This window comes from Paenibacillus puerhi (genome assembly GCF_009846885.1).
In the GTDB taxonomy this organism is placed as follows: Bacteria; Bacillota; Bacilli; order Paenibacillales; family NBRC-103111; genus Paenibacillus_G; species Paenibacillus_G puerhi.
The window spans coordinates 77,529-89,624 of record NZ_WUWM01000020.1 but is presented as its reverse complement, the minus strand read 5'-3'; the positions used below and the strand labels follow the sequence as shown (position 1 = coordinate 89,624).

Sequence of the window (12,096 nt, the reverse complement as noted above, 5' to 3'; positions counted from 1 at the left end):
CTGTATATGCGACGATTTGCCTCTTTCCTATCCAAATTTGTCACGGCGAAAGCAAGGTGCGACCTGCGATGAAGATTTTTCAGGAACCGATCTATTATCAGAATCCCGCTCTCCGCCTCAAGGTCGATCAGTTCATCAGCGATCTGTGCGAATGCCCATCGAACGGACTCTGGCATCATCACAAGGAAGTGGAGCTGATTCTCGTGCAGAAGGGGCGACACGAAATCAGGATGCCTAACCGGATCTACGAGCTTGGTCCCGGTGATGTGATGCTGGTCGGGGCATCGAGGCTTCATGCTCCGCGTAAGCTTGGCGAAGAGCAGCTCGTGCACACGGTGCTGCACGTCGACCTTCAAGCCTATTTCGACCCCGCAATGATGAGCTATTACCGGCATTTCTCCGAGGCGCTGCATCCGCTCGACGAGCTCAATGAGATGTTCGAGGACGAGAAGGTCAAGCTGGCCGTCGGCCGTATCATCGAGGACATTCATCGCGAAGTGCTGGAGGCAGCTCCAGGATATGAAATCGCGGCCAGCATGCATGTCAAGCATCTGATGCTGACACTGCTTCGTCACGATGCCCGAGGGCTGCTGCAGCCTCACGAGTATATCGAGGCGGATATCGTCCGCCCGATCCTGGATCATATCGACGAACATCTGGAGCAGAAGCTCGATATGGAGAGTATCAGCCAGATGGCCGGCATGAGCTATTATTATTTCTCCCGGTACTTTAAGAAAACGATGGGCGTGTCGTTTACCGACTATGTGAACCGCAGGCGGATCGCCAGAGCGGAGCGGCTGCTTGTCACGGGCAGGCAAAGCGTGATCGAAATCGCCGAGGAAGTCGGGATCGGCAACATGGCTCATTTCTACGAGCTGTTCAAACGCTACAATGGCTGTACGCCTAAGCAGTTTATGGGCAAGGTGAGTATGAAGGGCGAGTAGGCCGATAGCGGCTTGTTTGCCTCCAGAGGAGATTCGTCATTATCCTGTTCCACGATATTCGTTTAAAGACCTGGAGGATCATCATGCTAATTGTGATGGAGATTGTATCTGCCCTGATTCAAATCTTTGTTTTTTCTGCGTTCCCCTTTTTGTTTTATCTTGTTAAGTACAGGAAAGTCGAAGGCTTTTTTGATTATGTCGGGATTTATAAGAGCACGGCGCGTGGGATTATTTATAGTTTATTGTTGTCCATCCTTATACTTATGCTTACATTTGGCGTGTTGGTCTTGTTGAATAGTACGGATGTACTGCTAGCTCCTTCGACTGCTGCAGCGCAATTGAAAGCGCACAGCGATGAACCTGTGCTTACCCTTCTTCTGATCATTGTTGTAAGATCGTTTTTGCAAACATCGTTTTCAGAGGAACTGTTTTTCCGGGGCTTTATAGGAAAGAGATTAATAAATCGTCTAGGTTTTCAAATTGGTAACCTATTGCAATGTGTTATTTTTGGCGCAGTCCATGCCTTATTGTTCTTAAAGCTGGGGTCATTCAATTTGTGGAGTATTATCTTACTTATGGCAACGTCATCACTTGCAGGATATCTGCTAGGATACATAAAAGAAAAGTATGCGGATGGCAGCATTGTTCCAGGGTGGATTTCTCACGGGATCTCGAATGCGATTACTTTTTCAATCGTAGTATTTTTACTTTAAGGATTTTCGTGGGTTTATCCATTACATGGCTATAAATGTCTGCTGAAAATAAAGTTGTAGACTGAGAAAATAAAGTATTAGACGCCCATGCCGCTAACGCGGCACCATCAGATGATGAAAATGGTAGGTATGCGGTATAATTTACTTACGGCTGGCGAAGGCAGGTCGGCAGTCAATGGTGCTTCGAGCCCGAGTCTTAGACTGACCCTAACGACCAGGTGTACCACAGATTGTTGCTCCGAATTTGGAAGCACGCAGGATAGAATAACCATATGTGGTTGTTACACCAGCCCCTTCAATTATGCTGCCGTAAGGAGAAGGTTACGAATGGACGTCGTTTACAGTCATGTGTGCGGACTTGACGTTCATAAAAAGAACATCGTTGCCTGCACCATTACACCAGAAGGTAAAGAAATCCGTACGTTTGGCACCATGACCGACGATTTACTCATGCTTATGGATTGGCTTAGGGCCAAAAGGTGTACTCACGCTGCTATGGAAAGCACAGGGCCCTAAATTGAGGCCTGATCCGATACGAACCAAGACAAGAACGTCAGTCCACCGATCAATGCGAACAGCCCCAGCATCGTAAACACCGAAAGCCCGACGCTCCGGACCCATGCGTCGAGCTTCCATTGCTCGAGGAAGGACCAGCCTCCAAGGCAATTCAACCCGGCGAAGAACGGTGCGAGGAAGGCGATGGCCGCCGTCTCCCCGAGGGATAACGAGAGGTCCAGCGTATACGTCACCGCTCTGAATACGAATTCCGGATTCGGGGACACCAGAGCCAAGAGCGCCGTAATGATCGCTGCGTAGCTTGCGCTGAATAGAGTGAGCCAAGCCAGCTTGTCCCAAATATACGGCTGCGCTCGGTGAGCTGGTGAAGAAGGAAATCTTCTGGTACTAGCCGGAGTACTTTAACAAAAAAGAGCCTTCAACCCCACTAACAATTGTGGGAACTGAAGGCTCTTTCTTGTATTCTAGTGTTTACGATCTTTTCGGTCAAACAAATAAAAAATTAATAGAATTCCAGCAATAGATATAGAAAAAGATATGATGTAATAATACAAGTTTTTAGGAACTCCCAGCATATTACCAAAATAAATAACCAAGAATACCCAAATTACTAACGTTGTGTATTTTGCAAAATTTTTCAACTGGATCAATCCAATCCCTAATCTGTTTGTTTAGAAATCAATCCATCCGTTACCAGGTTTAGAGTCTACAGAATCAAGATATTGAGCAATTCTCGCACCGATATCAATATAATCCATAGCGTACGCCACCGCTACCCCTGCAAAAGCGGCCAATTTAGGAAAACCCCATGCAATTAACTTGCTTGTTACTGTTGAAGTAAAGATTCTGGCGGCTTCTTTTTTTCCTTTACTAATAATATATGCCTGGATAGCGCCTACGCCACCGCCAACTATTAGACCCAATGCAACGTTAATAGCCGAAGCAACAAAGTTTACACCTAGAGCCAGTCCGAGAGCTTGGGCTTCAATACCTTGAGCCTGCAAGCCAATCGGTTGAAGTTTACATCAGTTCTTGAATCAAAAAAGTCCGTTAGTGCTTTCCTGAATTGCTCGGGATTATCTTGCCCATTTCTTTTTACTTCTTCTTCAACCAGACTATCAAATAATTTTCTTTGCTCCGAACTCATTTCATGCACAGATGGAATCACAGGAAGATTATTTTTTTCAAATTGAGTGCTGGAGCGATAGTCGTCCCAGTAACTGCGGCACTGGCTGTAGGTGACCAGCTCGTGCTTACTGCAACTGCTAAAGCAGTCACGACTGACATACATTTAACAACAGACAACATTTTCATACCAAAGCTACTCATGTAATATATTTCCACACTTTAGTGGATACACATTACATTCTACAAACATGACGATTTTGATTTCGTGGAACAATGCAAAAAAATGGCTCTTGTTCGCATCTTTGCGGCAAGGGCCGATCTTTATTTTTCTCCGGATTTCTCCAAATAGCTGGTCATGTTAGGTTTTTGGAGGGTCGGATATCTGTACAAAATTCCGTCGGCATTCAAAAAGTTATAGTTTTGGATGTCTGCGTCGCTTTCCTTCAAGTTTCGGAGCAAGGGAAGAATTTGCTTCGGGTCTCCATTCGCAAACTCGGGATGACTTTTAATGAGGGTCTCGGTTCTTGCCGCTTTGGCTTTAATCCATTCATCCAATTGTGCAATGTAAATTTCCGTGAGTTCTTTTTGAATTTCTGCATTCTCCGTTCGCGCGGAAACTTCTCTCTCTCGTAAAGCAATTTATGTAAAAAGACTGCACTTCGGCATTTTTTCGACCTGGAAGGGGGAGTGAGACTGTCTACTAAAACGAATACGATTCTTAAGTTCGACTTATATAGATGAACGATTATCCGAACGGGGAGACGAACCAGGAGGATGGACCTTTCAACAATATATATACCGATCACGTAGATCAGGATGAGGTTGTGAATCGGATAATTATCCGAATATCTGCTGGGAATAAGCATGAAGCTCATCCGCAGAACCCCTTCGAGGCTTAATGGCAGAGCCGCCTGATCGCTGGCACACCCTTAAGCCTCTCCGGTTCACCAATACGAGAACGTGCTTTACTTGTCCGAGAGGGATGCCCGCTGAGCATCCCTCTTCGCTTTGCGGTATGCGGAGGGCAGCTGCCCCTTGGATTCCCGGAAGATGCGGGAGAACGTCTTGAAGGAGCTGCAGCCGACCTCATGGGCGATCTCGGCGATCGTCATATCGGTCGAAGCGAGCAGTCCGCAGGCATGGCGGAGCCTCAGGTCATGAAGGAGCGGAACGAAAGATTGACCTGTCGCTTCCTTGAGCAGCTCGCTGATCCTCGAGGCGCTGATCGAGAACTGTTTGGACAGACTGGCCAGCGACAGCTCCTCCTCTTGATAATGCGTATGGATATAATGGATAATCCGCCACACCGACTCGGAGGCCGCAGGCGGAAAGTCCGTTTGGCCGCTCCTCGCAGCGCCGCCTGCAGACGGTCCGGCTCCCGAATCCCGGCCCGCGGCAGGCAGCTTGCTGTGGCGGGCCCGGTCGAAGGCGATCAAGAGCTCCTTCAGCTTGGAGGCAATCAGCACATGGCGCCAGCGGCTGTCCCCAAGAAACTCCCGGTGCATCTCCTCGACCGCGGCGCGGACTGTCAGCGCGGCATCCCCCTCGAAGTAGGTGAACGGCGGCAGAGACCCCGAATCGGCGAGCAGAGCGGATAAGGCGTAGCGGCTGCCCGGCTCCGTAATCAGCTCCATACTGAAGTTGCCGTTGTACAGAACAAGGGTGCTGCCTGGATCGGTATACAGCTCATGCACTTGATAAGGGAGCACGAAGGTAAAGGTGCCGGGGCGCATCGGATGGTTAACGCCGTTGATCGACTCGCTCCCGCTGCCTTCGATCACGAAGGAAAACTCAAGGAAATCATGGCGGTGAGCAGGGAAGCCGTTCTGCAGCCGATTCATGCTCAAATAAAAGGGCAGCGCGGAATCCATGTTCGGGTAGGTTTTCAGGTATCTCGGGAAATAGGTCATGGCGTAGGTCCAGCTTCCTTCCGAAATATTGGGACATTTATCGAAAATGACGGCATGCAAAGCAATCGTTTTCATTCTATCATGAGTGGGAAGGAAAAGTCTGTAGGAATGGGGTTGGGGACAAGATGAATCAGTCGAAGCAGCGCATTCGAATCGGAATTATCGGGGCAGGCAACATCGGGCAAGTGCATATGCGCGAGTTCTCGAAGCTGGCAGAGGAGTGCGAGATTACAACGGTAACGGATTTGTATCTTCCGCTGGCGGAGCAGCGGGCCCGGGAATTCGGGATCCCTCATGTCGCCGGGACGCCGGAGGAAGTTATAAACAGTCCCCGGGTGGACGCGGTTATTATCGGGGTGCCGAATCAGTTCCATGCCTCGCTTGCCATAGCGGCGCTCGAAGCGGGCAAGCATGTGCTGGTCGAGAAGCCGATGGCGCTCAACGGACAAGCGGCCCGCGACATCTGGGAAGCCTCGCAGCGTTCGGACCGCACCTTGATGGTCGCCCATCAGATGCGCTGGGAGTCGGTGCCGATGATTATCCGCGAGCAGGTCGAGCGCGGGGAGCTGGGCCGCATCTACACGGCCAAGACCGGCTGGTACCGCCGCAAGGGCATCCCCGGGTGGGGGACCTGGTTTACCCGCATGAATGAATCCGGCGGAGGTCCGCTGATCGATATCGGCGTTCATATGCTGGATCTGGCGTTATTCCTCATGGGCAATCCCAAGCCCGTATCGGTCTATGGCTCCACCTACGGAGAGTTCGGACCGAAGCGCAAGGGGATCGGGACCTGGGGCAAGCCGGACTGGACGGGAGTCTACGATGTGGAAGATTTGGCTACGGCCATGATCAAGATGGAGGACGGCAGTACGCTGACGCTTGAGGTTAGCTGGGCCGTGCACATGGATACGGACAACACGCCGTTCGTTCACCTGATGGGAACGGAAGGAGGCGCGACGTACCGGGGAGCGACGGGCAAGCTGCTGATGGAGAAGTTCGACCGCCCGCTGGAGACGCTGCTCGCGCGTCCCGAAAACGATGAAGGCGAGCGGCTGCGTCTCAGCCGTCATTTCCTTTCGTGCATCCGGGAAGGCAAGGAGCCGATCAGTCCGGCGCTCTCCGGTCTGACGAGCAATCTGGTGCTGGATGCGATCTACGAGTCTTCGCGCACCGGACATGAGGTAATTCTGGACTGGGGCGTGACGGAGTCGCAGCCGGGTGAGGTTATTCAAGGAGAATTCGGAAAGGCGGAGGTCGTATGAAACGGGGACTAACCCGAGCGGGACTGGGCGATGTTGGAACGACGGAGCAATATATCGCCCTGGCGGCCGCCTATGGCTTCCAGACGGTGGACCTGGGCGCGCAGGAGCTGGCCGATCCGAAGCAGGCGGAGGAGATTCGAGCTAGCCTGCAGCGGCGCAGGATCGAAGCCGGCGCATTCGGCCTGCCGGTGGAATGGCGGACGACGGACGAGGCTTTCCGCGAAGGTCTTCCTTTGCTCGTCGCGGCCGCTGCCGGTGCGGCAGCCATAGGCTGCACGCGATGCTGCACCTATATTCTGCCCTCGACGGATGAGCTGCCCGCGCCATTCCTGGCGAAGGCTACGACTCGGCTTCGGGTGTGTGCCGAGCTGCTTGGCGCCTACGGCATCCGGCTTGGCCTGGAGTTTGTCGGTCCGCATCATCTGCGGAGCCGGTGGCAGTATCCGTTTCTGTGGACGATGGACGAAACGCTGGATTGGATCGACGCGATCGGCAAGCCGAACGTCGGGCTGCTGTTCGACGTGTACCATGCCTATACGACGGGGCTGGGAGCGGAGGAGCTGTCGCGTCTGAACGCCGGACAGATCGTCCATGTGCATATCAACGATGCACCAGACGTGCCCGTCGAGGCTGTGGTGGACAATGAGCGACTGTACACGGGGGAAGGCGTCATTGACGCTGTCGGTTACTTGAGGGCGCTGCAGCATATCGGCTACGACGGGCCGGTTGCTCAGGAGGTGCTGCTGCCGTCGCCCCCCGGCGAATCGGCGGAAGCGTTGGTGAAGCGTACGAAGGCGGGTTTTGAGCGGGTGTTTGCAGAAGCGGGATTGTCATAACCCGCCAAGGCCTGGGCCTATAATAGCCATAACGAAGAGCAGTCCGTGCAACGGACTGTCTTTTTGTATACGGCCTCTTCCTCCGGGGCGGCGGGCTGAGAGTTTGCCGTACTACGTAATTCATCGCCCTTCAAGCCGGCTGGAAAAGAAAAGAGGAATGACAAGACAGGACCAGAAATACAAATACAAACCATTTTGGTTGGGTAACATTTCCATTATAATTTATCATGTAAACGCTAACAATTGAAGTTTCTGGAAAACGTTCAATGTATAGCGGGCGAGGGGAATTGCGAAATGAGGCTAATGATCGCGGATGATGAAGACAACATCAGGATGGGCTTGGAAAAAATGTTGTCCAGGATGGAGTTGAACATCGAAGTAATCGGCTCTCATGCCAATGGGATGGAAGCGTTGTCTCACCTGCATAAGCTGGATTTCAGCGACCTGGAGGTGCTGATTACGGATATTAAGATGCCGGTTATGGACGGGCTGAGGCTTACCGAGCTCGTACGGGAGAAATCGAGGGACATTGCAGTCATCGTACTAAGCGGATTCAGCGAATTCGATTATGCGCGTACCGCTATCCGGTACGGAGTCTCCGACTACTTGCTGAAGCCGGTGGACAAGAGCCAGCTGTACGAAACGCTCAAGCGCATCGCCAAACTAAACCGTTCGGTGGAAAGGGAGATGGAAGACCCGAAGGACTATGGAGAAGTGGAGCAGATCAAAGGTATTCTCCGGCAGGAATACGGCAAGCCGTTCGAGCTTGAAAGGCTGGCCGAACGGATAGGCAAAAGCTCCAGTCATATCAGCCGCTTGTTCAAGAACAAGACGAACGAAACGCTGACGGACTACCTGATTCGTATCCGGATCGATAAGGCGAAGCAATTTATCGCCGATCATCCCAGCCTCAAAAACTACGAGATCGCTGAGCTCGTGGGCTACTCGGACCCGGTATATTTTAACAAGTTGTTCAAGAAGGTTACGGGGATGACGCCCAAGGATTACAGAGGGAAGCGCAGCTAACGGGGGCGGGCGGGATGAAGATTATTACGTTATTGACCAACAACATTCACATCCGGAAAAAGCTGATGCTCTCCTATGTACTGATCGTGCTGGTGCCCGTTCTAATCGTTGGCATGCTGCTGACTCAGTCCCTCCAGCGAATGGCGGTCGACCATGCAGTCCAGCAGTCGGTTAACAATGTGGAGAAGATCAAGAAGCAGGTGGAGGAGACGCTAAAAATTCCGGCGGACATCTCCAATAAAATATATTTTGACAAGAGATTAAAGGAACTGCTCGGGCGGAACTTCGATTCCAGTCTGGAGGTTTATCAGGCGTATGCGAGCCATGCGGATCTCGCGGAGTATCGGGAGCTGTACAAAGAAGTGGCGGGCGTACGTTTATATACCTGGAACCGGACGCTGCTGGAAAACTGGGTTTTCTTTCAGCTCAAGGCTAAGGTATCCGAACAAGCGTGGTATAAGGAAGCTTTGAGCAACCGGGGGAAAGTGGGCTGGTACCGCATACCGGACGAAACGAGGGAGGATCAGCCCTTGGTCAGTCTGGCAAGACCGATTTTCTTCAGCAATATGTCCTTCGCGGGCATGCTGGTCATTGCCGTCAGTCCCCAAACCCTGCAATCCATCGTTCATCAGGAGCCTTATGAGACGATGATCGTTTCAGAACAGGACGTGGTGCTGGCAGCCAAAAATCCGGGCTTGGTCGGACATGCGCTCCCCGAGCTGCAGGTTGCAGGTCCGGTGGTAAATCCGGGCATTCAGGTGATGGATGCCAGGCACGAGAACAAGCCCGTCAAGCTCATCGTGCAATCCATCCAGCCGGAGAACAGCGTAAACGGTCTGCAGGTTGTCAGTATCATTCCGCTGGAGGCTATCCTGAAAGAGTCGCGGAGCATCAGCTTGATCGCCTACGGCATGATTGCCTGCACCCTGTTGCTTGCACTTGTGATCATCGTCTTTTTCTCCAATGCCTTTACCAAGCGAATCCGGCTTCTGATCAAGGATATTCGTTTGGTGTCGAGAGGCGATCTATCCCATCACTCAAGCATTCAGGGACGGGATGAAGTCGGGCAGCTGTCCTGGCACTTTAATTCGATGGTCAGCAGCATCAAGGAACTGATGATCCGGGTAGAGGAGGAGCAGCAGCGAAGGCATGAGCTTGAGATCAGGCAAAAGGAAATTCAGTTTAAAATGCTGGTCAATCAGGTCAACCCGCATTTTTTGTTTAATGTGCTGGAATCGATCCGCATGAAGGCGCTTTACCAGGAGGAAGACGAGATAGCCGACTCGGTCCATGCGCTCGGCAAGCTGCTCCGGCATAATCTCGAGCTCGGACATAAGGCGGTACCGCTGCAGGCCGAGCTTGAAACCGTACGCGCTTATCTGGATATTCAGAAATTCAGATTTGGCGACAAGCTGACGTTCCGGCTGCCCGAGCCGTCGGTCTGTCAAGGCATCCTCATCCTGCCTATGCTCGTTCAGCCTCTGGTGGAGAACGCCATCATTCATGGGATCGAGAGCGGACGGGGAAAGGGGACGGTAGGGATCGACGTCATTCGCGGGACAGAGGCGACCGTTATTACCGTGGAGGATAATGGCATCGGTCTGGAGGCCGGCCGTCTCCGTACGATCGCGGAGGGGCTGGACGAACCGGAGAAGGAGCAGGGTCAGCGGATCGGTCTTCGCAATGTGCACCAGCGCATCAAGCTCTACTATGGTCCTGGCTACGGACTGGAGCTGGTCAGCGTGCCGGGACAGGGGACTAAGGTGTCCATAGTTCTGCCCGCGGATGGAAGAAAGGGGGGAATGACCGCTTAGGTTGGACTGGAGAAGAGGCGTGCAGGCCGTGAAGATCCTATTAATTCGGATAAAAGAGAAAGGAGCAAGAAGCATGGAAACGATGAGTCAGACTAAGGCAGCCGCTTCCCTAAGAACGAAATCCAGATGGAAAGCGGTTGTCGAACAGCGTTATCTTTTTCTAATGACCCTGCCATTTGTCGTTTGGCTGCTGATCTTCCACTATTTCCCTATCTGGGGGTGGACGATGGCATTTCAGAAGTACAAGCCAGGCAAAGCCTTTAGCGAGCAGACCTGGGTGGGCTTCGATAACTTCATCCAGGTATTCCAGGAGCCGCACTTCTATCTGGTACTGCGCAATACGCTGGCTATGAGTACGATGAGCCTGGTCGTCGGATATACCATTCCCATCATCTTCGCTATCCTGCTGAATGAAATCCGGCTAGTGGCGTTCAAACGCTCGATTCAGACGATCTCCTACTTGCCGCATTTTGTTTCCTGGGTCGTCGTGGCGGGGATCGTGACCAAGATGCTGTCGACCGACGGCGGAATCATTAACGAGATATTGGTCGGGTTGCATCTGATCGATAAGCCGATCCAGTTTATGGCGCAGGGCCATCTGTTCTGGGGGATCGTCACCTTGTCCGATCTATGGAAGGAAATGGGCTGGAGCTCGATCATTTACTTGGCTGCCATCGTGGGCATAGACCCGGAGCTCTACGAGGCGGCCAAGGTGGACGGGGCAGGCAGATTCCGCCGGATCTGGCATATTACGCTGCCGGGCATACGCCAGACGATCATGGTCATGCTGGTGCTCTCGATCGGCTGGCTGATGAGCATCGGATTTGAGAAGCAGTATTTGCTCGGCAATGCGATTGTTCAGGACTATGCGGAAGTGCTGGATCTGTACGTGCTGAACTATGGAATCAAGCTGGCCCGGTTTTCATTCGGTACGGCTGTGGGGATTATCAATACGATCGTCTCCATCGTTCTGCTGCTGACGGCCAACTGGGTGTTTAAGCGGCTGACCAAAGAAAGCGTGATATAGGGGGATCGCTGTGAGAATCAGAACAGAGAATAAAGCGGCTGACTACCTGTTTGAAATCGGGCTGTACCTGCTTATGTTGTTTGTTGCTGTAGTGACGATCTATCCGTTCCTGAACATCCTCGCCATTTCCTTCAATGAGGCGATGGACACGGTGCGGGGCGGCATCTACTTATGGCCGAGGCAATTTACCTGGGAAAACTACAAGCAAATTTATACCTATAACAACCTGCTGGTCGCTTTTCAAAATTCGGTGCTGCGAACGGTCATCGGGACGTTTGCCGGCGTGTTCAGCTCTTCGATGATCGCTTACGTGCTGAGCCGCAGAGATTTTATCGCAAGGAAGCAGATTTCCTTCCTGTTCGTCTTGACGCTATATTTCTCCGGCGGCCTGATCCCGACTTATATGCTCATGCGGGAGCTGCATCTGATGAATTCGTTCTGGGTGTATATTTTGCCCACCCTCGTTAACGCCTGGAACATCTTCGTCATCCGCTCCTTCATGGACGGACTGCCGATCAGCCTGCAGGAATCGGCCAAGCTGGACGGGGCCAACGATATGACGATTTTCTTCAAAATCATCTTACCGCTTTGCAAGCCGGTGCTTGCGACGATCTCTCTGTTTATCGCCGTAGCCCAGTGGAACTCCTGGTTCGATACCTTCCTGTACAACAGTACTTCCGAGCATTTGTCCACGCTCCAGTACGAGTTAATGAAGATACTCGCCAATACGACCATAGGCTCCAGCAATGCCGATCTGGCGCGCAGCGGCAACCCTGCGCTCTCCGCGCAGGTGTCCCCGGAATCCATCCGGGCGTCCATCACGATTGTGGCTACGCTGCCGATTCTTCTGGTGTATCCGTTCCTGCAAAAATATTTTGTGAAAGGCTTGACGCTGGGGGCGGTTAAGGCTTAGCGCCCGT

Annotated in this window: 11 protein-coding genes and 1 pseudogene; 9 read left to right on the top strand and 3 right to left on the bottom strand. The window is 52.2% G+C overall.

Annotated features, from left to right (window positions below; translation table 11 throughout):
* The first annotated feature begins 68 nt into the window (after nucleotides 1-68).
* The 3 genes and pseudogenes from GSF01_RS18390 to GSF01_RS29725 form a co-directional block, all read left to right on the top strand.
* Nucleotides 69-944 (top strand): helix-turn-helix transcriptional regulator, encoded by an 876-nt coding sequence (locus GSF01_RS18390; protein WP_159886604.1) that lies wholly within the window; start codon nucleotides 69-71, stop codon nucleotides 942-944.
* Between the two features lie 83 nt (nucleotides 945-1,027).
* Nucleotides 1,028-1,657, top strand: a complete 630-nt coding sequence (locus GSF01_RS18385) for a CPBP family intramembrane glutamic endopeptidase (protein WP_159886602.1) — start codon at nucleotides 1,028-1,030, stop codon at nucleotides 1,655-1,657.
* Nucleotides 1,658-1,984: 327 nt separating this feature from the next.
* Nucleotides 1,985-2,167, top strand: a pseudogene (locus GSF01_RS29725) (IS110 family transposase); the annotation flags it as partial.
* A gap of 2 nt (nucleotides 2,168-2,169) precedes the next feature.
* On the opposite strand, the gene GSF01_RS18375 reads toward GSF01_RS29725, so the two are convergent.
* From GSF01_RS18375 to GSF01_RS18365, 3 genes are all read right to left on the bottom strand, one after another.
* Complete coding sequence (locus GSF01_RS18375; protein WP_159886600.1) at nucleotides 2,170-2,439, bottom strand: hypothetical protein; 270 nt, start codon at nucleotides 2,437-2,439, stop codon at nucleotides 2,170-2,172.
* A 405-nt stretch (nucleotides 2,440-2,844) separates the two neighbouring features.
* On the bottom strand, nucleotides 2,845-3,177 hold the full coding sequence (locus GSF01_RS18370) for a hypothetical protein (protein WP_235941592.1): 333 nt from the start codon (nucleotides 3,175-3,177) through the stop codon (nucleotides 2,845-2,847).
* Nucleotides 3,178-4,266: 1,089 nt separating this feature from the next.
* Complete coding sequence (locus GSF01_RS18365) at nucleotides 4,267-5,211, bottom strand: AraC family transcriptional regulator (RefSeq protein ID WP_159886598.1); 945 nt, start codon at nucleotides 5,209-5,211, stop codon at nucleotides 4,267-4,269.
* Between the two features lie 125 nt (nucleotides 5,212-5,336).
* Here GSF01_RS18365 and GSF01_RS18360 point away from each other — a divergent pair, with 125 nt between their 5' ends.
* The 6 genes from GSF01_RS18360 (at nucleotide 5,337) to GSF01_RS18335 (ending at nucleotide 12,089) form a co-directional block, all read left to right on the top strand.
* The gene (locus tag GSF01_RS18360; protein WP_159886596.1) at nucleotides 5,337-6,473 is read left to right on the top strand and encodes a Gfo/Idh/MocA family protein; all 1,137 of its coding nucleotides are present in this window, start codon (nucleotides 5,337-5,339) and stop codon (nucleotides 6,471-6,473) included.
* Nucleotides 6,470-7,309, top strand: coding sequence for a sugar phosphate isomerase/epimerase family protein (locus GSF01_RS18355; RefSeq protein ID WP_159886594.1), 840 nt, complete (start codon nucleotides 6,470-6,472; stop codon nucleotides 7,307-7,309). Before GSF01_RS18360 ends, GSF01_RS18355 begins: the two co-directional genes overlap by 4 nt.
* 294 nt (nucleotides 7,310-7,603) lie before the next feature.
* Nucleotides 7,604-8,335, top strand: a complete 732-nt coding sequence (locus tag GSF01_RS18350; RefSeq protein ID WP_159886592.1) for a response regulator — start codon at nucleotides 7,604-7,606, stop codon at nucleotides 8,333-8,335.
* Nucleotides 8,336-8,349: 14 nt separating this feature from the next.
* Nucleotides 8,350-10,149: a cache domain-containing sensor histidine kinase gene (locus GSF01_RS18345; protein WP_159886590.1), complete on the top strand. Its 1,800-nt coding sequence runs from the start codon at nucleotides 8,350-8,352 to the stop codon at nucleotides 10,147-10,149.
* 73 nt (nucleotides 10,150-10,222) lie between these two features.
* A complete protein-coding gene (locus tag GSF01_RS18340; protein WP_159886588.1) occupies nucleotides 10,223-11,176 on the top strand; it encodes an ABC transporter permease in 954 nt (317 codons plus the stop codon).
* A gap of 73 nt (nucleotides 11,177-11,249) precedes the next feature.
* On the top strand, nucleotides 11,250-12,089 hold the full coding sequence (locus GSF01_RS18335; RefSeq protein WP_159886702.1) for a carbohydrate ABC transporter permease: 840 nt from the start codon (nucleotides 11,250-11,252) through the stop codon (nucleotides 12,087-12,089).
* Nucleotides 12,090-12,096 lie beyond the last annotated feature (7 nt).

Bases quoted from the DNA above. Each gene is read 5' to 3' on its own strand.
- GSF01_RS18390 (WP_159886604.1), top strand. From the start codon at position 69: ATGAAGATTTTTCAGGAACCGATCTATTATCAGAATCCCGCTCTCCGC.
- GSF01_RS18385 (WP_159886602.1), top strand. From the start codon at position 1,028: ATGCTAATTGTGATGGAGATTGTATCTGCCCTGATTCAAATCTTTGTT.
- GSF01_RS18365 (WP_159886598.1), bottom strand. From the start codon at position 5,211: ATGACCTATTTCCCGAGATACCTGAAAACCTACCCGAACATGGATTCC.
- GSF01_RS18360 (WP_159886596.1), top strand. From the start codon at position 5,337: ATGAATCAGTCGAAGCAGCGCATTCGAATCGGAATTATCGGGGCAGGC.
- GSF01_RS18355 (WP_159886594.1), top strand. From the start codon at position 6,470: ATGAAACGGGGACTAACCCGAGCGGGACTGGGCGATGTTGGAACGACG.
- GSF01_RS18350 (WP_159886592.1), top strand. From the start codon at position 7,604: ATGAGGCTAATGATCGCGGATGATGAAGACAACATCAGGATGGGCTTG.
- GSF01_RS18345 (WP_159886590.1), top strand. From the start codon at position 8,350: ATGAAGATTATTACGTTATTGACCAACAACATTCACATCCGGAAAAAG.
- GSF01_RS18340 (WP_159886588.1), top strand. From the start codon at position 10,223: ATGGAAACGATGAGTCAGACTAAGGCAGCCGCTTCCCTAAGAACGAAA.
- GSF01_RS18335 (WP_159886702.1), top strand. From the start codon at position 11,250: ATGTTGTTTGTTGCTGTAGTGACGATCTATCCGTTCCTGAACATCCTC.